General features: G+C 69.2%; 24 protein-coding genes. 10 read left to right on the top strand and 14 right to left on the bottom strand.

The genetic code is table 11. The features are described 5' to 3' along the window. Positions 1–222 precede the first annotated feature (222 nt). Positions 223–576, bottom strand: coding sequence for an MGMT family protein (locus tag KGA66_RS11475; protein ID WP_211467577.1), 354 nt, complete (start codon positions 574–576; stop codon positions 223–225). A 252-nt stretch (positions 577–828) separates the two neighbouring features. On the opposite strand from KGA66_RS11475, the gene KGA66_RS11470 reads away from it, so the two are divergent. Beyond that, a complete protein-coding gene (locus KGA66_RS11470; RefSeq protein WP_211467575.1) occupies positions 829–3,243 on the top strand; it encodes a lysylphosphatidylglycerol synthase transmembrane domain-containing protein in 2,415 nt (804 codons plus the stop codon). Between the two features lie 17 nt (positions 3,244–3,260). Here the strand turns inward: KGA66_RS11470 and moeZ are convergent, their stop codons facing one another. Then, entirely contained in the window at positions 3,261–4,439 is a 1,179-nt protein-coding gene (gene moeZ / locus KGA66_RS11465) for an adenylyltransferase/sulfurtransferase MoeZ (protein WP_369015852.1), read from the bottom strand. 161 nt (positions 4,440–4,600) lie between these two features. Between moeZ and KGA66_RS11460 the strand changes: the two genes are divergently transcribed. The 4 genes from KGA66_RS11460 (at position 4,601) to KGA66_RS11445 (ending at position 6,388) form a co-directional block, all read left to right on the top strand. Beyond that, positions 4,601–4,798: an Rv3202a family protein gene (locus tag KGA66_RS11460; RefSeq protein ID WP_211467572.1), complete on the top strand. Its 198-nt coding sequence runs from the start codon at positions 4,601–4,603 to the stop codon at positions 4,796–4,798. 227 nt (positions 4,799–5,025) lie between these two features. Further along, a complete protein-coding gene (locus KGA66_RS11455) occupies positions 5,026–5,658 on the top strand; it encodes a TetR/AcrR family transcriptional regulator (RefSeq protein ID WP_312886867.1) in 633 nt (210 codons plus the stop codon). A 188-nt stretch (positions 5,659–5,846) separates the two neighbouring features. Further along, positions 5,847–6,074 carry a DUF3107 domain-containing protein gene (locus KGA66_RS11450; RefSeq protein WP_211467568.1) on the top strand — a complete coding sequence of 76 codons (228 nt, stop codon included), beginning with the start codon at positions 5,847–5,849 and terminating at the stop codon, positions 6,072–6,074. A 47-nt stretch (positions 6,075–6,121) separates the two neighbouring features. Further along, positions 6,122–6,388, top strand: a complete 267-nt coding sequence (locus tag KGA66_RS11445; RefSeq protein WP_211467566.1) for a hypothetical protein — start codon at positions 6,122–6,124, stop codon at positions 6,386–6,388. A 3-nt stretch (positions 6,389–6,391) separates the two neighbouring features. Here KGA66_RS11445 and KGA66_RS11440 read toward each other — a convergent pair whose 3' ends face one another. Then, positions 6,392–7,060: a ferritin-like fold-containing protein gene (locus tag KGA66_RS11440; protein ID WP_211467564.1), complete on the bottom strand. Its 669-nt coding sequence runs from the start codon at positions 7,058–7,060 to the stop codon at positions 6,392–6,394. Positions 7,061–7,502: 442 nt separating this feature from the next. On the opposite strand from KGA66_RS11440, the gene KGA66_RS11435 reads away from it, so the two are divergent. Together KGA66_RS11435 and KGA66_RS11430 are read left to right on the top strand one after the other, a co-directional pair. After that, a complete protein-coding gene (locus KGA66_RS11435; protein WP_369015851.1) occupies positions 7,503–9,386 on the top strand; it encodes a DEAD/DEAH box helicase in 1,884 nt (627 codons plus the stop codon). Between the two features lie 22 nt (positions 9,387–9,408). After that, positions 9,409–10,347 (top strand): alpha/beta fold hydrolase, encoded by a 939-nt coding sequence (locus KGA66_RS11430; protein WP_211467563.1) that lies wholly within the window; start codon positions 9,409–9,411, stop codon positions 10,345–10,347. Between the two features lie 55 nt (positions 10,348–10,402). Here KGA66_RS11430 and KGA66_RS11425 read toward each other — a convergent pair whose 3' ends face one another. The 10 genes from KGA66_RS11425 to KGA66_RS11380 all read right to left on the bottom strand — a co-directional run bounded on the left by KGA66_RS11425 (position 10,403) and on the right by KGA66_RS11380 (position 19,198). After that, positions 10,403–11,005, bottom strand: coding sequence for a MarC family protein (locus tag KGA66_RS11425; RefSeq protein WP_312886866.1), 603 nt, complete (start codon positions 11,003–11,005; stop codon positions 10,403–10,405). Positions 11,006–11,047: 42 nt separating this feature from the next. Then, positions 11,048–11,905, bottom strand: a complete 858-nt coding sequence (locus KGA66_RS11420) for a PHP domain-containing protein (RefSeq protein WP_211467561.1) — start codon at positions 11,903–11,905, stop codon at positions 11,048–11,050. A gap of 73 nt (positions 11,906–11,978) precedes the next feature. Continuing rightward, positions 11,979–12,626 (bottom strand): DUF6758 family protein, encoded by a 648-nt coding sequence (locus tag KGA66_RS11415; protein ID WP_312886865.1) that lies wholly within the window; start codon positions 12,624–12,626, stop codon positions 11,979–11,981. Between the two features lie 178 nt (positions 12,627–12,804). Then, positions 12,805–13,308: a MaoC family dehydratase gene (locus KGA66_RS11410; RefSeq protein ID WP_211467559.1), complete on the bottom strand. Its 504-nt coding sequence runs from the start codon at positions 13,306–13,308 to the stop codon at positions 12,805–12,807. A 92-nt stretch (positions 13,309–13,400) separates the two neighbouring features. Continuing rightward, positions 13,401–14,210 carry a hypothetical protein gene (locus KGA66_RS11405; RefSeq protein ID WP_211467557.1) on the bottom strand — a complete coding sequence of 270 codons (810 nt, stop codon included), beginning with the start codon at positions 14,208–14,210 and terminating at the stop codon, positions 13,401–13,403. A 63-nt stretch (positions 14,211–14,273) separates the two neighbouring features. Beyond that, positions 14,274–15,245 carry an alpha/beta fold hydrolase gene (locus tag KGA66_RS11400; protein WP_211467555.1) on the bottom strand — a complete coding sequence of 324 codons (972 nt, stop codon included), beginning with the start codon at positions 15,243–15,245 and terminating at the stop codon, positions 14,274–14,276. A 53-nt stretch (positions 15,246–15,298) separates the two neighbouring features. Next, a complete protein-coding gene (locus KGA66_RS11395; protein WP_211467553.1) occupies positions 15,299–16,495 on the bottom strand; it encodes an acyl-CoA dehydrogenase family protein in 1,197 nt (398 codons plus the stop codon). 175 nt (positions 16,496–16,670) lie between these two features. Next, a complete protein-coding gene (locus KGA66_RS11390; RefSeq protein WP_211467551.1) occupies positions 16,671–17,090 on the bottom strand; it encodes a Uma2 family endonuclease in 420 nt (139 codons plus the stop codon). A gap of 166 nt (positions 17,091–17,256) precedes the next feature. Continuing rightward, on the bottom strand, positions 17,257–18,216 hold the full coding sequence (locus tag KGA66_RS11385) for an HpcH/HpaI aldolase/citrate lyase family protein (RefSeq protein WP_211467550.1): 960 nt from the start codon (positions 18,214–18,216) through the stop codon (positions 17,257–17,259). 49 nt (positions 18,217–18,265) lie between these two features. Beyond that, a complete protein-coding gene (locus KGA66_RS11380) occupies positions 18,266–19,198 on the bottom strand; it encodes a DMT family transporter (protein WP_211467548.1) in 933 nt (310 codons plus the stop codon). Positions 19,199–19,406: 208 nt separating this feature from the next. Between KGA66_RS11380 and KGA66_RS11375 the strand changes: the two genes are divergently transcribed. Beyond that, a complete protein-coding gene (locus KGA66_RS11375) occupies positions 19,407–19,937 on the top strand; it encodes a hypothetical protein (RefSeq protein WP_211467546.1) in 531 nt (176 codons plus the stop codon). Positions 19,938–20,063: 126 nt separating this feature from the next. On the opposite strand, the gene KGA66_RS11370 is transcribed toward KGA66_RS11375, so the two are convergent. Further along, positions 20,064–21,134, bottom strand: a complete 1,071-nt coding sequence (locus KGA66_RS11370; protein WP_211467544.1) for a hypothetical protein — start codon at positions 21,132–21,134, stop codon at positions 20,064–20,066. 182 nt (positions 21,135–21,316) lie between these two features. Here KGA66_RS11370 and KGA66_RS11365 point away from each other — a divergent pair, with 182 nt between their 5' ends. Both KGA66_RS11365 and KGA66_RS11360 read left to right on the top strand, forming a co-directional pair. Further along, the gene (locus tag KGA66_RS11365; RefSeq protein WP_211467542.1) at positions 21,317–22,627 is read left to right on the top strand and encodes a magnesium transporter MgtE N-terminal domain-containing protein; all 1,311 of its coding nucleotides are present in this window, start codon (positions 21,317–21,319) and stop codon (positions 22,625–22,627) included. Next, positions 22,617–23,180: a DUF1003 domain-containing protein gene (locus KGA66_RS11360; RefSeq protein WP_211467540.1), complete on the top strand. Its 564-nt coding sequence runs from the start codon at positions 22,617–22,619 to the stop codon at positions 23,178–23,180. Before KGA66_RS11365 ends, KGA66_RS11360 begins: the two co-directional genes overlap by 11 nt. Positions 23,181–23,216: the final 36 nt, after the last annotated feature.

Raw genomic sequence — 23,216 nt, 5'->3', positions numbered from 1 at the left:
CCGCCCCACCTCCCTCCCGTCCGGATCCGGCCCGCGGTGTCGGGCCGACATTGGCCATGAGAGCACAAACCGCCGACAACAGCGGCAAACTTCAAAAGAGCCTGTGGATAACTACGCCGCGCGGATATGTCGCCACCCTCGGCGAGAGAGTCCGAGGACATCGGCCGACCGATCAAGTCCCGACCAGGCCAACGTGGACTCGGGCAAGAGGATTATCGGAATTCATCGGGCATCCGGACTCGACAAGTGGCCGTCCCACCGGGCTGTCCGCAAATCCACCCGTTCGCGAGACTTGTCGTACGGTGTGCCCTCGTTCGCGTACTGCGCTGCCGCCTTGCCGCGCAGTTGCGTCGGCAGCGCCCCGGAGGCGTTGACCACCCGCCACCACGGCACGCTGCCGCCGTGCCTGGCCATCACGGCTCCCACCTGCCGCGGACCACCGTCCTCCAGGTATTCGGCTATGTCACCGTAGGTCATCACCTTGCCACGCGGAATCGACGCGACCACCGCGAGCACCTTGCGGACGTACTCGCGCGCGCCGGGGTCAGTCGCTGGAACGAGACCGGGTTGCGTCACAATCAACCTTCGGATGGATTTACGCCGACACCGAAGCCGCCAGGATATCGGCGGGGAAAGCCGCCGCGCCGCACACGCGGGCTGCGTAGAAGCATCTGGATAGGTAACGATAGGACGAGAGTGCCCACGCAGATCGGGCCTGCGGCAAAGCGGGAACACGAAGACAGGGATCCAGTGAGCTTGAACCGGGGTGGCAACGCCACCCGTGACTCGGCCAAGCCTGTCTCCGGTGTGCCCGATCCTGCGCGGTCCGTGTTGCTGCCGACTCAGATCATGGTGGACGAGCCACCGGAGCCGCGACGGATAAGACGTCCGCCGGACTTGATGCGGTTGCTGTTCGAGACCGGCCTTATCGCCGTCGTACTGCTGCTCGCGGTGCCCGGTGCGAGCACCACGACGGGTCTGGAAACGGACATCCACAACAGCATCACGCTCGCGCCACAGCTCTTCCTGTCCACGATCACCCTGCTGACCAACATCGCGACCGCCGTGATCCCGGTCGGGCTGGCCATCGAGCGTCTTTACCGGCGTGAGGGCCGGAGGGTCGCGGACGGCGTCATCGCGGCGGCCATCGCCTACCTCATCGCGACACTGCTCAACCTGTGGATAGATTCGAGCGCGTCGACCGACTGGCTTTCCGAGGTGCTGACCCGCCATCTGGGCACCAGCACGACCACGCCGCTGCACGTCTATATCGCCACCGTGATCGCCTTCCTGACCATGATCGGGTTCGGCGACCGGCCGGCGCTGCAGACCTTCACCTGGTCCTGTGTGCTGACTTACGCCGTAGCGACCTTGATCAACGGGAACAGCGCACTGGTCGGATTGATGGTGACCTTCCTGTTCGGCCGCACCGTGGCGTTCGGCTGGCGTTACGCGCGCGGCGTCGTCAATGCCAGGCCGACCGGGTACGACGTGGTCACCTCGCTGTTCGACGCGGGGCTTCAGCCCGTCGCCTGCCACTGGACCGGCGAAACCGAGGACACGCGGCGCTACGAGGCCGACACCCACGACGGCCGCCTGCTCGACGTGACCGTGCTGGACCGCGACAGGCAGGCGGTCGGCTTGGTGTACCGGCTGTACCGGAGGATCAGGCTGCGCGGCCCGGCCCAACGGCGCAACCTGCTGTCACTTAGGCGCGCGGTGGACCAAGAAGCGTTGATGTCCTACGCATTGCGCGACGCAGGTATCCGGACCCCGCGTCTGGTGGCGGTGCGCGAGCTCAGCGCGGACGCCGCGCTGCTCGCCTATGAGCGGGTCGAAGGCCGGACCTTGGAGAAGCTCTCGGCGGAGGAGCTGACCGACGAACTGCTGACCAGCATTTGGCAGCTTCAGCAGCAGATGCAGTTGCACCAGGTGGCGCACCGCCGCTTTGCCCTCGATTCGCTGCTGGTGGATCGCGATGGGCAAGTGTGGCTGATGGATCTGCGCAACGGGGAGATCGCGGCCAGCGCGTTGCAGACCCGGCTGGATACCGCGGAACTGATGGCCACGTTGGCGCTGCGGTTCGGACCCGAGCGCACGGTACGCGCCGGAGCGCAGGTTCTCGGCGTAGAAGCCATGGGTGCGGCGCTGCCGATGCTGCAACCCGTCGTGCTCACCCGCACGACGCGCACCGCGGTGCGCAAGTCGAAGGATCTCCTGCAGCGCATCCGCGAGCAGATTCTCACCTATCAGCCACAGGCCGCGATCCGCGTGGCCGAGCCGGTCAAGCTGGAACGGCTGCGACCGCGCACCCTCCTGACGGTCGCCGCGGGTCTGGTCGCCGCGTATCTGGTGCTCTACCAGCTGGCGAGCGCAGGTTCGAGCATCAGCCCTTCGAAGATCCTTGCCACGGCTTCTCCGTGGTGGGCGATCGTGGCCGTGGCCAGCTCGGTCATGACGTATGTGGCGGCCGCGATGGTACTGACCGGGTTCATCCCCGAGCGGTTGCCCGTGGTCCGCAACTTCCTGGTGCAGGTCGCGGCGGGCTTCGTGTCGATCGTTGCGCCCGCGGCCGTCGGTGGCGTCGCGCTCAACACGCGGTACCTGCAGAAGCAGGGCATCGCCACGGGCCCGGCGGTCAGTGCGGTCGGCGCCTCGCAGGCGGTCGGCTTCATCATGCACATCGCGCTGATCGCCGCGTTCAGCTTCATCGCGAACACCGGCAGCACCGGGCACAGCGCCTGGGCGCCGTCCACGGTGGTCATCGCCATTCTGCTGACGATCGGCGTCTTCGCGATGATCACGATCGGCGTGAAACCGCTGCGCAAGTTCGCCGTCGCCCGGCTCAAGCCCTTCTTCGAGGGCACCCTGCCGCGACTGCTCGACGTCGCGCAGAACCCGCAGAAGCTGTCTGCCGGCCTCGGCGGCACGATCCTGCTGTCACTGATGAACGCGCTCTGTCTCTGGGCGTCGATCCTGGCGATCTCGCCGCACTCCAACATCTCTTACGCGACGACCGCGGTGGTCTTCCTCACCGCTCAGGCCATCGGTTCGGTCATTCCGGTGCCCAGCGGTATCGGCACGGTCGAGTTGGCGATGGCGGGCGCCTTGACGAGTATCGGCGGTCTGTCGGCCGCGGTGGGCACGCCTGCCGTTTTCCTCTTTCGGCTGCTGCGCACGTATCTCCCGGTCATTCCGGGGTACTTCGCGTTTACGCATCTACAGCGCAAGGGCGCGCTGTAGATGCGTAACCCCCGGATTCAGTAGATCGGCTTGTGCGGTTCGATCTGGTTGACCCAGCCGACGATGCCCGAGCCGACGTGCACCGCGTCGGAGAACCCGGCCGCCTTCACAAGCGCCAGTACCTCCGCGGAACGCACGCCCGACTTACAGTGCAGCACGACCCGCTTGTCCTGCGGCAGCTTCGAGAGCGCGTCACCCATGATGAACTCGTTCTTCGGGATCAGCGTGGCGCCGGGGATCGAGACGATCTGGTACTCGGCGGGCTCGCGCACGTCGATGATCTGGATGTTCTCGCCCGCGTCGATCCACTGCTTGAGCGTGGCCGGAGTGATCGTCGAGTCTCTGGCAGCCTCGATCGCCTCCTCGGAGACGGCGCCGCAGAAGGCCTCGTAGTCGATCAGTTCGGTGACAGTCGGGTTCTTGCCGCAGACCGCGCACTCCGGGTCCTTACGAACCTTGACGGTGCGGTACGTCATCTCCAGGGCGTCGTAAATCATCAGGCGCCCGACCAACGGCTCGCCGATGCCCGTGAGCAGCTTGATCGCTTCGGTGACCTGGATGGCGCCGATCGAGCCGCACAGCACGCCGAGCACGCCGCCCTCGGCGCACGAGGGAACCATGCCCGGGGGCGGGGGCTCCGGGTAGAGGCAGCGGTAGCAGGGGCCGTGTTCGGACCAGAAGACCGCGGCCTGGCCGTCGAAGCGGTAGATCGAACCCCAGACGTAGGGCTTGTTCAACAGCACGCACGCGTCGTTGACCAGGTAGCGGGTGGCGAAGTTGTCGGTGCCGTCGACGATCAGGTCGTACTGCGAGAAGATCTCCATCACGTTTTCGGAGTCCAGCCGCTCCTCGTGCAGGACCACGTTCACGTACGGGTTGATCTCACGCACCGAGTCACGTGCCGACTGCGCCTTGGAGCGCCCGATGTCCGACTGGCCGTGGATGATCTGGCGCTGCAGGTTGGACTCGTCCACCGTGTCGAACTCGATGACGCCGAGCGTGCCGACACCGGCCGCGGCAAGGTACATCAGGGCGGGCGAGCCGAGGCCGCCGGCACCGACACAGAGCACCCTCGCGTTCTTCAGGCGCTTCTGGCCGTCCATCGCGACGTCCGGGATGATCAGGTGGCGCGAGTACCGGCGCACCTCGTCGACGGTCAGCTCGCTCGCCGGTTCGACCAGCGGAGGCAGCTTCACAGGCGCTGCGGACACAGCCGTCCCCTCACTCGTGTTTGAAGAAGTCCTTTGAGGCAACCGTGCCACTTCGGCGCGCATTCCCGTCAATGAGGACCGCAGGGTGAGACCGGCGTAAAGTCGACGATTAAGGGCGCAAGCCCACCGGACGAGGGGTTCAACTGATGACCGAGCAGCAGTTCACCGACGCGTACGAGGCCCCCGAGGCCGACGCAGCCGAGCAGTCGCTGCCGGTGGCCGGAGACGAGGACGAGGATTGGGAAGCGGCGCTTGAGCAGCCGCAGCCACCGCTGGAGGCGAATCCGGCGGACGCCGCTGAACAGGCCCTTTCGGTGCCTATGGACGAGGACGAGTATCGCTAGTCCGGTTCCCCGGCGAGGCGTCACGGCCGAACGCGGCCGTGATGTGTCTCGTCAGCCCTCGGAACGCGTGACCGCCGCCGGGACAGGCATCTCAGAATGCGAGAAGGCCGCTCGCCGGTTCGGTGACCACCGCATGGCGCGGAAGGTGGCAGCCTGGCCCCGAGAGGTTACCGCCGCGTAGGATGCAGTGTGACTTGCTTCACCCGCGGACCCATGACAGAGGCATCGTGAGTACAGCCGAAACGCTCTACAACGCCGACGACCGTCCCCGGTCTGCTCGGCTGCCGCGGCTGGCGCGTCGTACCCAGTTGCTCGGCGCCGCGCAGGAGGTCTTCGTCGCACAGGGGTATCACGCCGCTGCGATGGATGACATCGCGGACCGCGCGGGAGTGTCGAAGCCAGTCCTCTACCAGCACTTCCCTGGGAAGTTGGAGCTGTACCTCGCCCTGTTGGACCAGCACTGCGAGTTGCTGGTCGACGCGGTGCGCAGTGCGCTGGAGTCGACGACGGACAACAAGCAGCGCGTCGCCGCGACGATGGGCGCTTACTTCCAGTTCGTCGAGCACGAGAGCGGCGCGTTCCGCTTGGTGTTCGAATCGGACCTGGTCAACGAGGCTGCGGTGCGCGATCGGGTCAGCAAGGCCGAACTGGACTGCGCGGAACTGATCAGCGCGGTGATCGCGGAGGACACCGGGCTCAACCAGGAGGAGTCGATGGTCCTCGCGGTCGGACTGACGGGCATCTCGCAGGTCACCGCGCGCTACTGGCTGTCCTCCGGGATGCCTGTGCCGCGCGACACTGCGGCCCAGCTGATCTCGCAACTCGCGTGGCGCGGGATCGCCGGTTTCCCTCACCTCTGAGGCGGCACGGTCTGCGTTACGCGGTCGTGGCGGACCGCGGCGAAAAGCACGACGCCGGAGCTCGCAGAACGGACGGGTATACGCGTCGATCAACGCGGTACGCGCGGCCGAGCACGTAGGCTTCGTCATAAGCGTCTTCTGGTTACTCGAAGACCGGCGTCTTGCCTACGTGGAAGGAACCAACCACCGTGGAGATCAAGATCGGCGTACAGCACGCGGCCCGGGAACTCTCCCTTGAGTCCGAGCTGAGCGCCGAAGAGCTGGAAAAGGTCGTGTCGGCCGCACTCACCGGCAAGGCCGGTTTGCTGGTACTCAGCGACGAGAAGGGACGCAAGGTGATCGTGCCCGCCGACCGCTTGGCGTACGTCGAGATCGGCGAGCCGACCTCTCGCCGGGTCGGGTTCGGCGCTCTCTGAGATAGCCGTACAGGCGTTATGCGCGGAAGTGACGTAGCGTCAGTTTCATGCTCTTCTGGGAGATATTGAGGCTGACCGCGTTGGGACTGGTGATCGGCGGGCTGGGCGGGCTCGCCGTTCCCGGTAGTCGTGCGGTGATCCGACTCTCCGCAGTGGCCGCAGGTGTCGGCGGGGCGCTCGTCGGCGGTGTGCTCGGGGTCGTGCTCCTGGGCGGCGGTTTCCACGGTACGCGGCTGATGCTCGCGGCCCTCGTGTCCGCGCTGCTGGTCTGCGGATGGACGCTGTACCTGCGTGAGCGCCGGTTGCCGCGTTGACGGTCAGTTCGAAAGGCCCAGCGCGGCCATCCGGCGCTCGTGCGCGGCGGCCAGCCGGTCCGCCAGCTCGGGATAACGCTCACCGCCGAATTCACGCGCGAGCACGATGGCTTCGCCGAGCAGTCGGCGGGCCCACATGGCCAGCCGCGCGGCCAGAACCGAGTCCGCCGCGATCGCCGCGCGCAGCCGCTCCATGGCCCATGCCGACACTTCGTCGACATCCTCGTCGGCGCGCTGATCCCCGTGGAGCAACTCGCCGAAGAGTTCGTCCGTGAGCCGCCCGCACAGCGCCACCGCCGCCAGCGCGTCCCACCAATCCGCGGATTCGACCCGCCGTCGCGCCTCATCGATCGGCACCGCGGCCGCCGCCATGGCCGGCTGCGGATCACCGGCAGCCTGCACACGTTCCAGCAGTTCGGAATAGTGAGCATGTTGCCGTGACATCAGTTGCGCCACGGCCATCCGATCGGCCAACGCGGGAGCGAGAGGCAGGAGCGCGGCCAAGCGCTCGAACTCGGCGAGCGCCGCGTAAACCGCCGCCGCCGCGCGTGATTCTGTCAGGTCGGCCTGCACATGACGCAGCGTACTCGATCGCTGGCGAACCGCCTGGTAATATGGTGACTTGACTGCATCAGCGGAGTCCGGGCCCGCCCGGAAGCCGCTGATCCGCACAGGATGCCCGGTCGGCCGAAAGCACCCCGATCGGCTCCGACCGCACGGCCCGCCCCTGACGACGACGGCAGCGGCCCTGCGACCGGTCGGGTGATTTACCCGGCTAACCGAGACCCGAGCCCGCACGGACGCTCGACTCGGAAGCCATCGGCACCCGGCCGAACCCGACGAGCAGCTCGCGGCTCACGCCGAATCGGCTGGTCTCTCCGGGACGCCCGCCGTCACCGAGGACGAAAAGGTCAATAACATCAGCATCCTTACAGAGTCACAGTCGCCCGCAGCAGAGGAATTCATCCCCGACACCGAGGCCGCAGCCCCGGCCCGCAGCTTCGCCGAACTCGGCGTCCTGCCGGAGACCGTAGAGGCGCTCGACGCGCTCGGTATCACCGCCCCGTTCCCGATCCAGTCCGCCACCATCCCGGTCGCGCTGTCCGGAGCGGACGTGATCGGCCAGGCCAAGACCGGCACCGGCAAGACCCTCGCGTTCGGCATCCCGCTGCTCCAGCGCGTCAGCGGCCCAGACTCGCAACCGCTCGAACAGGCCGAGGTCGCCACCGGCGAGACCTCGGCCGCCGCCGCGCCCGCCAGCGGCGGATCCCGTCGCCGGCGGCGCACCCGCACCGCGGCCCCGGCCGCGGGCCTGACGCCCGCGCACGGCTCCCCGCAGGCCCTGGTGGTCGTGCCGACCCGCGAACTGGCCATACAGGTCACCAACGACCTGCTGGACGCGGGCAAGGTGCGCGCCATCCGCGTTCACGCCCTCTACGGCGGGCGGGCCTACGAACCACAGGTCGCCGCGCTGCGCGCGGGAATCGACATCGCGGTCGGCACGCCCGGCCGGCTGCTCGACCTGACCCGTCAGCAGCACCTGGAACTCGGCGGCGTGCGCACCCTGGTCCTGGACGAGGCCGATGAGATGCTGGACCTCGGCTTCCTGCCGGACGTCGAGCGGATCATCGCGCAACTGCCCGCCGACCGGCAGACCATGCTGTTCTCGGCGACGATGCGCGGCGAAGTGATCTCGCTGGCCCGCCGGTACATGTCGCGTCCGACGCACATCCGCGCCGCCGACCCGGCCGACCTGGGCGCCACGGTCAAGAACATCGCGCAGTTCGTCTACCGCGCCCACTCCCTCGACAAAGTCGAGATGCTCGCGCGCATCCTGCAGGCCGAGGGCCGCGGACTGACCATAGTCTTCGCGCGCACCAAGCGCACCGTCGCGAAGGTCGCCGAGGAACTGTCCGACCGGCACTTCGCCGTCGCCGCGGTGCACGGCGACCTCGGGCAGGGCGCACGCGAGCAGGCACTGCGGGCGTTCCGCAACGGGAAGATCGATGTGCTCGTCGCGACCGACGTCGCGGCGCGCGGTATCGACGTCGAGGGCGTTACACACGTGATCAACTTCCAGTGCCCGGAGGACGAGAAGGTGTATACGCACCGGACCGGCCGCACCGGCCGGGCCGGTAACAAGGGCACCGCGGTGACGTTCGTGGACTGGGACGAGGTACCACGCTGGCAGCTGATCAACAAGGCGCTGGACCTGCCGTACCCCGAGCCCGCGGAGATCTACTCGACCTCCCCGCAGCTCTACGCCGACCTGGGCATCCCCGAGGGCGTCAAGGGCGTGCTGCCGCGCCTGGAGCGGGTGCGCCAGGGCCTGGAGGCCGAGGAGATCGAGGACCTCGGCGAGACCGGGCGAAGCCGCTCGCCGCGCGCCGGCCGCAAGGAGCCGTCGAGTCAGGAGCGGCCGCCGCGCACTCCCCGGCAGCGCACGCGTACGCGCAGCCGCCAGGGCCAAAAGGTGGGGCGTTCCGACGAGGCAGCGGTCGAGGAGACCACGCAGGACGTGGCACCGCCGGTTGCGGCACCGCAGTCCGTGGTCGCCCAAGAGGTGACGGAGCAGAAGGCGCCGCGCAAGCGGACCCGTACCCGCAAGCCCGCGACCCCGACAGCTAGCGAAAGCAGGATCAAGCTCGCGCCCGGGTCGCTGGCCGGACCGCTGGAGCCGGCCCGCGACCCGCAGCCGCAGCCGCAGCCCGAGGCGAGTGAAGCTCAGGCCGCGCAGAGCGTACAGAGCGCCCCGGAGGCGCCCGCGGCGCAACCGCGCAAGCGGGTGCGCGCCCGCAAGAGCGCCGAGCCGGAGGCCGTCGCAGCGGCCGCCACAGGGCCCGTCGCAGCGGCCGAGCCGGAGGCCGTCGCGCAGGATGCCGCGGCGGGACCGGTGGCGAATCCGCGCCGCACCCGTGTGCGCGCGGCGCGCAGCCGCAAGTCGGCGGCGGCGGCGGCGGCGGAGCCGATCACCGAAACTCCGCAGGCCCAGCAGTAGAGACCCAGGGATCGGGCGCGACGTGTCGACACCAGCCTCAACGGTTCTTCCACGCCGCGCCCGCCGCGTCGAGCTCGCTCCGGCCGGCGTGTTCGGACCGGTTGCGGCCCTGGACGCGCGCCCTGACGCCGCGCCGCGCGCGACAGCGCTGCTGGTACCCGGCTTCACCGGCTCCAAGGAGGACTTCCTGCATGTCCTCGAACCGCTGACCGAGGCCGGCGTCCGCGTCGTCGCGATCGACCAGAGCGGCCAGTGCGACACACCCGGCGTCGCCGACGCTCGCCCCTACTCGCTCGACGGCCCTGACGGCGAAGGCTACGGCACCAGCGTCTTCGGGTCCGATATCCGAGCCCTGGTACGCGCGCTCGCCGCCGAAGCGGGTGGTCCGGTACACCTGCTCGGCCACTCCTTCGGCGGGCACGCGGTCCGCGAGGCGCTGCTCGGCGCGCGCCTCGACGCGGGCACCGACACCGACACCGACACCGACACCGACACCCGGCTTCCGCTGGCCTCGGTGACTTTTCTCGACTCGGGGCCCGGCGCCGTCGTCGCGAAACAGTCGCGCGATCAACTCGGACTGCTGCTGTCCGTCGAGGGAAAACTGACGCTCCGGCAGATCCACGAGTTCAGCCCGGTCGATGAGCACCCGGACCCGCACGTGAGCGCGTTCCTGCTACGCCGCTGGCTGGCCAACGAGCCCGCGTCGCTGTTCGCCGTCGCCCGGCGCCTCCTGAGCGAGCCGGACCGCACCGACGCCCTCAAGGCTCTGCTTGACGCCTGGCAGCTGCCCTGCCTGGTCATGACCGGCGCGGACGAGGACGTCTGGTCCGCGCAGCTGCTGCGTGAAACCGCTGACAGGCTCGGCGCACGATTCGCGCTCATCGCGGGCGCGGGCCACTCCCCCAACACCCAACAGCCGGACCTGGTCGCACACGCTCTGCTGGAGTTCTGGCTCGGCTGACCGCGCACAGCGGCGCACGGACGCAGCGCCCTGGGGGGACCCGCAGCCGTAAGCCTCAGGCGACCTTGGCGAAGGCGATCGCCGATTCGGCGATCATCTGCACCGCGATCGCGGCGAGCAGCAGACCCGCGATCCGAGTGACCAACGTGACTCCGGAGTCCTTGATCACCCGGATGATGTGCACCGAGAAACGCATGGTCAGCCAGATCACCAGGTGCGTGAGCAGGATCGCCGCGGCGACCGCGACGAAGTCACCGGCCGAGTGGATGCGCTGAACGAACAGGATCACCGCGACGATCGCGCCCGGACCGGCCAGCAGTGGCGTGCCCAGCGGCACCATCGCGACGTTGACGTCGGCGGTCCCGCTCGGCTCGTCCGCCCGGCCGGTCAGCAACTCCAGCGCGATCAGCAGGAGCAGCAGGCCGCCTGAGCCCTCCAGCGCGGGCACGGTGATGCCGAGATACTTCAGGATCTGCTGGCCGAACGCCGCGAAGCAGGAGATGACCACGAGCGAGACGAGCGCGGCCTGCTGCGCGAGCCGCCTGCGGTCCCGCTTCGAGCGGCCCGAGGTCAAGGCGAGGAAGATCGGCACCGTGCCCGGCGGGTCCATGATGACGAACAATGTGATGAACGAGGTGCCAAACAGGGTGAGGTTCACGCCGCCACAGCCTCGGCCGGGCGGGCACGCACCGACGCGGCGTCAGGCATCGCTGCGCGCCCCGGGGCGTGACCAGGGTGTGTGGTCGAACAGCTCCTCGTAAGCCTCTGCGGCGGTGGTGTTCTGGCCGATGCGCACCGTCTTGCGCAGGCCGTGGTAGTCGCTGGACCCGGTCGGCACCAGCCCCAGGTCGGCAGCCAGTCCCCTGATTCGTTCGCGCGCGGCGGCGTCGTGGTCGACGTGGTCGACCTCGATACCGCGAAGCCCGGCTCCGGCCAGATCCGCGACCTGTTCGTCCGTCACGATCCGGCCGCGCCGACCCGCCGCCGGGTGCGCGAAGACGGCGATGCCACCCGAGGCGCGTAGCAGATCCAGGGCGCGGTACGGGTCGAGGGCGTACTTCGCCACATAGGCCCGGCCGCCGTCGGCGAGCCAGTCTGACGAGAACGCCTCGTCGACCGAGGCGACGATGCCGGCCTCCACCAGCGCGCTGGCCACGTGCGGACGGCCGATCGAGGCGCTGCCCGCGATCTGCCGCACCCGCTGCCACGTGATCGGCGCGCCGAGTTCCCGGCAGCGCCGCACTATGAGCTCGGCACGACGCTCGCGATCGTCGCGCAGCAGGTTGCGCTCCCGGGCGAATTCCGGTTCGGCGCGGTCGAAACCGTAGCCGAGCAGATGGATCTGAATGCCGTTCAGCCGGCAGGAGAGCTCCGCGCCCGGCACCACCGTGACCCCGAGCCGCTCGCCCGCCGCGGCGGCCTCGTCCCAGCCAGCGGTGGTGTCGTGGTCGGTGAGCGCGATGACGTCGAGCCCGGCGGCCTTGGCGGCCTCGACCAGCTGTGTCGGGGTGTCCGTGCCGTCCGAGCAAGAGCTGTGCGTATGCAGGTCGATGCGCATCCTGGTCCTGACTCGTCCGTCCCGGCGTCCGGCCCGTCAGGCCGAACGCCAATCACCTTACAGGGACGCGCGGTCAGGCGAAGAAGCGCGGTGAGAGCGAGCCGACCGGCAACTGCGCGATCTCCGAGGTGGCGTCGCGCAGGTCGGTGAGTACCAGGTCCTCGTACAGCAACGTGCCCGCGAGTGCGGGCCACAGCACCAGCCACAGCCACATTCCGCGTGCCTCGCCCACGAACACGGCGCGGTCGCCGGTGTCAGGCACCGACCACATCGGGGTGGGGCGCCCGGCGGCGTACACCTTCGCGTGCGCGGCGGTGTCCTCGAAGATCGGACCGGGGTCGGGGCCGGCCAACCCGGCGAACCGCGCCCCGAGCCCGATTCCCATCTCCTCGGCGATCAGCAGCATGTCGCCGTCGCCGCCGAACGGGGACGGCCCGCTGGCCGCCACGACCGTGGCGCGCGCGCCGGTGTGGTGGTCGCCCGCGTAGGCGACCCCGCTGAACACCCAGCGGTGTGGCAGCGGCCAGGGCAGCCAGAGGGGCACCTGCGAGCGGTGCACCACCGAGGCGAGCACCTCCAGGCTGGGGGCCAGGATCGGCTGCACCGGGTACACCGAGCCGTGCACCTCGCAGCTCCACAGTTCAGCCCCCGGTCCGGGCGAGTGCAACGGCAACAGGTCGACCGGAAGTTCGGCCAGGTTGTCCGGCACGGTATCCGGCACAGGCCGGGCCAGATCCTCCGGAACCACTGGCAGCAGGGCCGACGGGTCTCCGGGAGCACGCACTCGGCTCCCGCACCGCGGGCAACTTGGCTCGCCCTTCATAGGCTGAACAGTCCCCCGTTCAGGTGTCTCCAGTCAAGCATCCGTCACTCTGACGGGGGCCGATGCGGCCGGTGTGTCAGGATACCGGTTCCGGCCTGCCCGGTTGCTCGCCGCCGCGGTCGTCTCCGTATGAGCGCTTGGGCACCATGACTTTGCGGCGGAATACGCACACTACGGTGCCATCCTGCTTATAGCCGCGTGTCTCCACATACACGACACCGCGGTCGTTCTTGGACTTGGACTCGGTCTTGTCGAGGACCGTGGTCTCGCCGTAGAGGGTGTCCCCGTGGAAGGTCGGCGCGATGTGCCGAAGCGACTCGATCTCCAGGTTCGCGATCGCCTTGCCGGATACATCGGGCACTGACATGCCCAGCAGCAGCGAGTAGATGTAGTTGCCCACCACCACGTTGCGCTTGAAGTCGGTGGTCTGCTCCGCGTAGTGCGCGTCGAGATGCAGCGGGTGGTGGTTCATCGTGAGCAGGCAGAAGAGGTGATCGTCATACTCGGTCACGGTCTTGCCCGGCCAGTGCTTGTAGACGGCACCGACCTCGAACTCCTCGAAGTAGCGGCCGAACTGCATCGCGGTCAGCTCCTCTTGTCGCCGGTACGGTGGGGCACCGCCATCTTGCCGCAAGAAGTTACCGATCGGTAGCAGGGTCGCCGTGGCTTAGGTCACGCGTTCTCGTCGGCGCTCTCATCAGCGCCGTCCTGCTGCGGCACGGCGACGTAGTCGGGGCCCTCGCCCGCCGGATGCAGCTCGCTCAGCTGCGGTGCGAGCCAGGCGGTGAGCGAGTCGAGGGTCACCTCGGGAACCAGGTCTCCGACGCTCATCACGTGCGCGATGTCGCCCGCGAGCGAGGCGGCGTGCCCGAGAGCCGAGTCCCGGTCCCAGGTGCCGTACGTGGCGGCGCGCGCATAGCCGCGGGCGAGCCTGGCCGCGCCGGTGCGCCCGGATCCGGCGATGAACCGGTCTGCGACGCTCAGCGCGTCGAACTTGACCTTGGCGAAGTTCAGGCCCGCGCCGTCGATCCGCCGGCCGATCGCGTCCAGTTCCTCGCGCTTGAGGCCGCCGAGCGCGTAGATCAGCCCGAGGACGTGGCGGCCGTGCGGTCCGTACGCCCACCAGGCCGGAACCTCGGCTACGGCCAGGAACTCGCGGGTGACGATGGCCTGCGAGCCGACCGCGGAGCTTGGGGTGAAGTGGTCCGGCGCGGGCACCGCCTGGAGCTGGAAGAGCCGGAATGCCCCGTCGACGCCGAGGGTGAGGGTCATGTCGTCGGCTATGCCGAGGCCGGCCTGTGCGGGCTCGGGGTGCACCAGCAGGCCGTACGGATCGGTCGACCGCTCGTCATCGTCCAGTTCGGGGATCTGGATGAAATGGGTGATGCCGCGGGCCAGTGCGTCGGCCAGATCGACGGTCTGCCGGTCCGGGCCCACTTGGCGGGTGCCGTCCACGCGTGCGATCACGTAATAGGTTGCCATTGGAGCCTAGAGCCCTCCCAGTCGCGTTTCGCGCCCTATCCTGCCTCATTGCACCGTCTCACGTCAGCGCGTGTCCGGTAATCCGCGTTCAGTCTGCATCGCCTGGAGGACGTTGAATACCGCGTCCGCGACCGCGTCAGGACGGTCGAAGGGAATGAAGTGCCCGCTGTCGGGCAGTTCCGTCAGCTCGCCGAGCGGGGAGAGCGCCGCGAGGTCCCGCTGGCGCAGCCGCCAAGCGTCCGCGACCCGGGAGGCCAGGCCGCGGGGCATGACCGCGCGCTCGATCCGGGATCGGCCGAACGCGGCGAGCACCTGGAGCGGCACCGCCGGGAAGTCCCGTTCGCAGCGCAGTTCCAGCAGTTCGGCGGCCACGTCGAAGTACAGCGTGTTCTCCACCATCGCGGCCACGCCCGGACGGCCGGCCGCGAAGGTGGCCGCCACGTGCTGCGGGTCGGCCGCCGGGACGCCGCGAACGGTCGTGGCCGCGACCACGACGCGCCATGCCGCGGGACCGAGCAGCCCGCCGACGCCGCTGACCCGGCCCGCCTCGCCTATCCTGCGCCAGCGGCGCACCCGCTGCGAGTACGCGGGCTGCGGTACCGCCTGCGGTTCGGTGGAGCTGTCCACGAGCACGACTCCGGCGGTCAGCTCCGGGTACAGCCGTGCGAAGCCCTCCACGTGGAAGCCGGCCAGCGAATGACCGACCAGCACCACCGGACCCGGCAGGTCCAGCACGCTCAACAGTTCCCTGATCCGCTCGGCCTCCCCGGCGAGGGTCGGCGGCACGGCGGCGGGTTGTGACCAGCCGAGGCCCGGCCGGTCGAAGCGCACAAGGGTGGCCCGCCCCGCCAGTAGCGGGACCACCGCGTCCCAGTCGTACCAGGCCCCGCCGAGACCGGAGGTGAACACCACCACCGGCGCCCTGGCCTGGCCTTCGTCCACCACGACGTGGTGTGCGCTGCCGGCCACTCGCACCAGGCGGCCGGGCACGAGACGGCGCAGTTCAAGCGACGTCGGCTTCGTTACCGCTCCCATACGTTCAACTTTAAGACCCCGTTGTTACGGCTTTTCAGACGACCGCGCGCCGGTCAGCTCCTGAGTTTGTATTCCTCCAGCAGGCGACGGCCGACGATCATCTTCTGGATCTCGGCGGTGCCCTCCCCGATCAGCAGCATCGGGGCCTCTCGGTAAAGGCGTTCGATCTCGTATTCCTTCGAGTAGCCGTAGCCACCGTGGATGCGGAATGAGTCCTCGACGACTTCCTTGCAGTACTCGGCGGCCAGGTACTTGGCCATGCCGGCCTCCAGGTCGTTGCGCCGCCCGGCGTCCTTGACCCGCGCGGCGCGCACCATCATCTGGTGGGCGGCCTCGACCTTCACGGCCATCTCGGCGAGCTTGAACTGGATCGCCTGGTGCTGCGCGATCGGCTTGCCGAAGGTGTGACGCTGCTGCGCGTACGCGATGCCGAGTTCGAAGGCGCGCAGCGCGATGCCACAGGCGCGGGCGGCCACGTTGACCCGGCCGACCTCGACTCCGTCCATCATGTGCGCGAATCCGCGGCCGGTGACGCCGCCGAGCACCCGGTCGGCCGGGACGCGCACGTTGTCCAGGATAAGTTCGGTCGTGTCGACGCCCTTGTAGCCCATCTTGGCGATCTTGCCCGGCACGGTCAGCCCGGGGGCCACCTGTCCGAAGCCCGGTTCCTTCTCGATGAGGAAGGCGGTGAGGTTCCGATGCGGTGCCTCCTGCCCCTCGTCGGTGCGGGCGAGCAGCGCGACCAGGCTGGAGGTGCCGCCATTGGTCAGCCACATCTTCTGGCCGGTGATCAGATAGTCCGCGCCGTCGCGCACCGCCTTGGTCTTGATGGCGGCGACGTCCGAGCCGAGCGCGGGCTCGGACATCGAGAAGGCGGCGCGCACTGCGCCCTCGGCCATGCGCGGCAGGAAGTGCGCCTGCTGCTCCTCGGTACCGTGCTGTTTGATCATGTACGCGACGATGAAGTGCGTGTTGAGGATGCCGGACACGGACATCCAGCCGCGCGCGATCTCCTCGACCACGAGCGCATAGGTCAGCAGCGACTCGCCGATGCCGCCGTACTCCTCCGGGATCATCAGCCCGAACAGGCCCATCTCGGCCATGCCCTTGACGATCTCGGCCGGATACTCGTCGGCGTGCTCCAGTTCGTTGGCGACGGGAATGATCTCCTTGTCCACGAAGGCGTGGACGGCGGCCAGGATCTCCTGCTGGACCTCGCTGAGGCCCTCGGTGCGGGCGAGACGTGCCATCTTGACTGGGCTCCCGGGTCACTCGTGCTCCCGCCCCCGAACGGGGTGCGGGGCGGTGGACGTTGCCGCCTGCTTGGTTACTGGTGAGTATCCCCGGGAGCCGCCGCGTTGTGAAGTGTGGCCCCGACCACTGCGCGGGCCGACGCGGTGTGGGCCGGCACGGTGCGAGCGGCTGCTATTCCGCCTCGGGCGGGTATGGCGGCCACTGGGTGGTGTCGATGCTGAAGCCGAATGGCTCGGGAAGCACGATGGGCTTGCCATATGCGCCGGTCGAGTGCACTTCGTAGCGCGGCCGGTCCTTGATCAGCGAATGGAGCATCCACTCGCCGCGTTCCTGGTCGACGAGTAGGTAGAACGGAACGCCGTTCTTCGCGTAGCGCTTCGGTTTGACACCGAAGTCGTTCGCCACGGTGTCAGGGGAGTCGGGGGACGTGACTTCGACGATGAGCACGACGTAGTCCTGCAGCTCCTGCCTGCTACGCGCCCCCGGGTAGGCGACAGCCACGTCCGGGATGAAGAACCGCCTGGATCCGTCGCGGTACTCCCACTGCAGGTGTTCGGAGTGAACGTCCCGCTCGACGCTCGTTTCTCCCATGAGATCCGGCAGGGAAAGTCCAGGTCAGGCGGGCCACCCGATCAAGTGATCATCGGATCACCCGAACAGGTCGGAGCGACGCCTGGCGTGGATTCGCCAGGCGGACGCTCACGTCTCGCGGCCGGGCACGATCGAGGCTCCGGGGCGGGGCCCGATCCGGTGACGGTCAGGCGGCCGGCGGCTCGAACTTGGAGGTGCGGGTGTATCCGGCGGCCCGCCCCTTACCCGCGATCACCAGCGCCATCTTCCGGGACGCCTCGTCGATCATCTCGTCGCCGAGCATCGCCGAACCCTTCTTCCCGCCCGCCTCCGAGGTGCAGTACTCGTACGCGTCGAGGATCAACTCGGCGTGGTCGTAGTCCTCCTGCGTCGGGGCATAGAGCTCGTTGGCGATGGCGATCTGGTCCGGGTGCAGCACCCACTTGCCGTCGAAGCCGAGGGCGGCGCTGCGGCCGGCGACCCGGCGGAAACCCTCAGGGTTGCGCACCTGGAGGTACGGGCCGTCGATCGCCTGCACGTCGTTGGCGCGCGCGGCCATCAGGATGCGCATGAGGATGTAGTGGTAGGCATCGCCGACGTCGTACCCCGGCGGCTGCTCGCCCACGACGAGGGACTTCATGTTGATCGAGGCCATGAAGTCGGCCGGGCCGAAGATGATCGTCTCCACCCGAGGCGACGCCGCGGCGATCGCGTCCACCTCGACCAGGCCCCTGGCGTTCTCGATCTGCGCCTCGATGCCGATGCGGCCGACCTCGTAGCCCATGGTCTTCTCGATCTGGGTCAGCAGCAGGTCCAGCCACACCACCTGCCCGGCGTCCTGCACCTTCGGCAGCATGATGCAGTCCAGGTTGGCCCCGGCGCCCTCCACGACCGTGACCACGTCGCGGTAGGTCCAGTGCGTGGTCAGGTCGTTGACCCGCACGGTGCGGGTCTTGCCGGTCCAGTCGCCCTGGTTGAGCGCGTCGACGATCTTGAGCCGGGCGCCCTCCTTCTCCAGCGGGGCGCAGGCGTCCTCCAGGTCCAGGAAGACCTGGTCGGCGGGCAGCGTCTGGGCCTTCTCCAGGAAGCGCGGATTGGAACCGGGAACGGCGAGGCAGGAGCGGCGTGAGCGGTTGGCGTTGGCCATGGGGCGGGTTCCCTCCCGAAGCGGGTACGGACCGGATGACACCGCCAGGTTACTGGCCGGTCACATCCAACGTCTCGGGCACCCCGGGGTGATCCGTGCCACGCGTGTCCGCATCGAGTGTCGCACCGCCCGACGCCGCAGCCTCGGACGCCGCCGTGCCGCCGCCGAGGGTCACCACGGCCAGCCCGGCCAGGATCAGCACCGCGCCGGGCACCATCGACCAGGACGGTACCTGGCGCAGCCACAGCGCCGCGATCAGCGCGGCCGCAGGTACCTCCAACAAGATGCACAGCGAGACCACGGTCGCGCTGGTGGTCTTGAGCACCCGGTTGAACAGCGTGTGCCCGAGTAGCTGGGCTCCGGCGGTGAGACCCAGGATCTTGAGCCAGGCGTCGCCGGACAGGCCGCCCAGATGCTCGCCCGTGGCCAGCGCGAGGCCGGCCAGGACGAACGCGGCGGTGCTGTAGCAGACCACTGCGTACGGCGCGAGGGACACCGTCTTGCGCACGCTCGCGCCGACCGTCATGTAGATCGCGGCGAGCGCGCCCGCCAGCAGCGCCAACAGGTCACCGGAGAACGCGCGCAACGACACGCGCAGGTCGACACCGGAGAGCGCGACCACTCCCACCACCGCGATCACGATGCCCAGCCAGGCCTGCCGGGAGACGTTTTCGCCGCGCAGCCGCGCGATCAGCGCCGCGAAGATCGGCTGCGCCGCGGCGAACGCGGTGGCGGAGGCGACCGACGTCATGGTCAGGCTGGGCGTCCAGGCCGAGAAGTGCAGGCCGAGGGCCACTCCCGCGAAAAGACTGGAGAGCCATTGCGCGCCGCTGAGCGCGCGCAGTTCGCCGAGATGCCGCCAGAGCGTGAAGGGAGTGAGCGCGGCGGCGCCGAAGACGTTGCGCCAGAAGGCGATGGCGAGCGCGGGCGCGGCCGTGGCGGCGATCAGCGGCCCCGAGGTCCCGACCGCGGCGATGGCCACCGCGAGGACCGCGATATCAGCCCTCGGAGGCCGGTGTACTGCGGAGACCGGCAACCGCGCGGGAGCGGGAGCGGTGTGGGCTGTCAGGGGTGCTCCTCGGCTGCGGTCGTGACATGGTGGCGCGGCCAGCCTAACTCCGGGGACGCGAACTTCTACACGCTGTCCCCCCTATGAGACGCCCGACGGCACTGTGGGAAAGTTCTGAGCCATGACCAGCCCGTCGGTGTCCGCGCCCTCGCCCGCCTCCGGCCCTTCCACGCTGTCCGTCCCGGACGCCGCACTCGTCGAGGAGGCGTGTAAGAAGTCGGGTTTGATCTGGATCGCGGTCCCCGGCGCGCGCGACCGGGCCGCCTGGCACGTGTGGCACGAGCAGGACGGCCAGGGCGCCGTCTACGTCGTGGTGGGGGGCGGCGAGCAGTCGCTGCCCGGACTGGCCGACGGGATCACGGTGCGGGTCACCGTGCGGTCCAAGGACAAGGGCGGCCGGCTGGCGAGTTGGCCCGGCCTGGTGTCCCGGATCACGCCGGACGGCGAGGAGTGGGCCGCGGTCGTTCCGGTACTGCACTCCAAGCGGCTCAACGCACACGACGGCGAGGCGCAGCCGGAGCGGTGGGCGATCAACTCGGCGATCTTCCGCATCCGACCGCACGGCGCGCTGATCGAGGGCCCGCGCCGTTACTCCCCCGCGTCCGGGGCTGCTCCCGTTCCGCCCTCGCCCGCGACCACGCGCTCGCGCTGAGACGCGCCCCCCTCCCGCTCGTCCGGCCTAGGCGGTGTTGGGGAATGCCTCAAGGGGCGAGTCCGGTGATCGACTTCGCCTGGACGCACGGCCGAAACGTTGCCTTGATACATTCCCCAACACCGCCTAGTGGGGCCCGGCGCGGCCGGTCTGCGAGGCGCTCGGCGACGGGGACGCGGACGGCGAGAGCGTGTCCGAGGCGGACGGCGACGCGCTGGACGAGGCGGAAGCCGAGGCGCTCACGTCGACCTGCGGGCTGCCGGTGACGGTCGCCGTGGGCCTGGCCGGTCCCGTGGCGGTCGGCTGCGCGCTGGGAGTCGCGCTCGGGCTCGCACTGGGCACCACCAGCAGCGCGTTGCCGAGCACCTGGCCGGGCAGCGGCGCTTGGACCGCGACGCGATCCTCGTAGTCGGTGAAGTCGATCCGGCCCCGATAACTGCCGGCCGTCGGCGCGATACGCAGGATGTACGGCCGACCGTCTGTGGCCACCCAGATCGACGCCTTGTGCCCGTTGTGCCCGATGCCGTCCAACTCCAGCGCGTTCTCGCCGTTGACGGTGCCGACGGGCCCCTTCGCCCAGGTCGTGGACGTCAGCAGCAGATGGTCGAGCAGGTAGCCGATGCGCGTGTCCTCGGAGAACCCGCCGTACCGGGGATCGGCCGCCGGTATTCGCACGTACAGGCCGCCGTATGCATTCCCGTTGTCGATCGCGCCGATCTCCTTCCAGAACGACGCGGGTTCCGCGGTCCATACCTCGTCCTCGACGCGCAGCAGGCGGCTGGTGACGCTCCCGCTGGTGATGTCGCCGACCGCACCGAACTGGGTGAAAACCATGTCCACCGTGAACTTCCCGGCGCTGAAGGGCACGGCGGTGGAGGATGAACCGTCGGCGTTCGAGCCCGAGCCGGTTGCCTCGTATCGGCTTCGCGCCGAGTCAGTCGCCGGTGCACTGGGTACCGGTACGCCGCTGAGCGAACCGGTGAGGTGGACCGTAGGCGCGGAGGAGGTGGCCTTGACCGTCGTCGCCATGATCGCCTGCGGGTCCAGGGCGGCGATTCCGTTGCCTGTGTACGGGATTCCGGACGCCGTGATCACCTGCGGGCGGAACGAGCGGTGCGCGGGATCGTCGGCGGAGCAGGCGGTGAGCACGGCAGCCGCGGCAATGGCGGCAATCGGCCCTAGGACGGCTGTGGCCATGGATATGCGTGCCATTCGACTAGCCGTCACTTCCCTGTCCGCACCGGTGTCTCCGAATCCGGCAGTGTAGCGAAGCGGGGTAGCCGACAGCGTCCGGTGATCAAACGGCGCGAACTGTCGGACGGTCAATCTGGCGACATAATCTAAAACGAAAAGTGCTGGACAGAGCAGGAGGGCCACGCGTGGCGGCAACCAGGGCTCCGTCCCGGATCTTCATTTCGCATCTGGCGGGCAAACCGGTCTTCGATCAGGACGGCGACCAGGTCGGCCGGATCCGCGACGTCGTGGTCACCATGCGGACCGACAACTCCCGCCCGCGCGTGCTCGGCCTGGTCTCCGAGGTGACCGGCAAGCGGCGGGTGTTCCTGCCGATGACCCGGGTCACCGCGATCGAGGGCGGCCACGTGATCTCCTCCGGCCTGATCAACATGCGCCGGTTCCAGCAGCGGCCCGGCGAGGCGCTGCTGCTGACCGAACTGATCGACAGGCGGGTGCGGCTGGTCGCGGACGGCAGCGAGGTGCAGGTCGTCGACCTGGCGATCGAACAGAACCCCAGCCATGACTGGGAGGTCACCAAGGTCTTCGTCAAGCGACCGGTGCGCGGCCTGCGCCGGCACGGGGAGAGCCAGACGGTGGACTGGGAGGCGCTGATCGGTTTCGCCGCGGACGAGCCCGGCCAGGCCGCGGCCACGCTGATCGCGACCTTCGAGAAGATGCGCCCGGCGGACCTGGCGCGCGCGGTGCACGACCTGACGCCGAAACGGCGCACCGAGGTCGTCGCGGCCCTCGACGACGACCGGCTCGCCGACGTGCTGGAGGAACTTCCGGCGCAGGAGCAGGTCGACATCCTGGCGAAGCTGGAGATCGAGCGCGCGGCGGACGTGCTTGAGGCGATGGACCCGGACGACGCGGCGGACCTGCTCGGCGACCTGCCCGCGGAAGAGGCCGAACGGCTGCTGGAGTTGATGGAGCCGGACGAGGCCGCGCCGGTGCGGCGGCTGCTGATCTACTCCGACGACACCGCCGGCGGTTTGATGACCAGCGAGCCGATCGTGCTGCCCCCGGACGCGACGGTGGCCGAGGGGCTGGCGCGCATCCGCGTGCAGGAGTTGTCTCCGGCGCACGCGAGCCAGGTCTACGTGTGCCGGCCGCCGCTGGAAACCCCGACCGGCCGGTTTCTCGGCGTGGTGCACTTCCAGCGGCTGCTGCGCGAGCCGCCGGCGACGCTGGTGAGCGCGGCCGTGGACAACGGGATCGAACCGCTGCGCCCGGAACAGCCGCTGCACGCGGTCACCTCGTTCATGGCGACGTACAACCTGGTCGCCGCCCCCGTGGTGGACGACTCGGGCCATCTGCTCGGTGCGATCACCGTGGACGACGTGCTCGACCACGTACTCCCGGTCAACTGGCGGCAGCGGGACCTGCACGCGCTCGAAGCGAGTGCGAACGCGAGCGCCGGCGAAGAGATGAGAGGGGGCGGCCATGGCGCATGAGACGGAGACCCGCAGGGCGAGGGCCACGCGAGTGGCGGCGCGGCGCGAGCAGCCGCGGCTCGACCAGCCGCGCGCCGCGTACCGGCAGCTCACCCTCAGGCCGCGGATCGACTCGGAGCGCTTCGGCCAGGCCTCGGAGAACCTGGCAAGGTACTTCGGCACGGCCCGGTATCTGGTCATCCAGACGGCTTTCGTCCTGGTCTGGATCTTTCTGAACGTCATCCAACTCACGCGCCACTGGGACCCCTACCCGTTCATCCTGCTGAATCTGGCCTTCTCCACCCAGGCCGCCTACGCCGCGCCGCTGATCCTGTTGGCACAGAACCGGCAGGCCGACCGGGATCGGGTGCAGATCGAGCAGGACCGGGAGCGCGACGAGATTTCGATCGCGAACACCGAGTACCTGCTGCGCGAGGTCGCGACGCTGCGACTGGCCGTGAACGAGGTGGCCACCCGGGATTACGTGCGCTCCGAACTGCAGGCGATCCTCAAGGAGATGAACGACTCGCGGACCGTGGCGCAGGAACCCGCGCCCCCTTCGAACGCCGGGTGACGAACGCCGGGTGAAAGCGGTTGACGCGCACACAGG

Source organism: Actinocrinis puniceicyclus (assembly GCF_018283645.1).
Lineage (GTDB): Bacteria > Actinomycetota > Actinomycetes > Streptomycetales > Catenulisporaceae > Actinocrinis > Actinocrinis puniceicyclus.
This window is presented reverse-complemented; position numbering and strand designations above follow the sequence as displayed.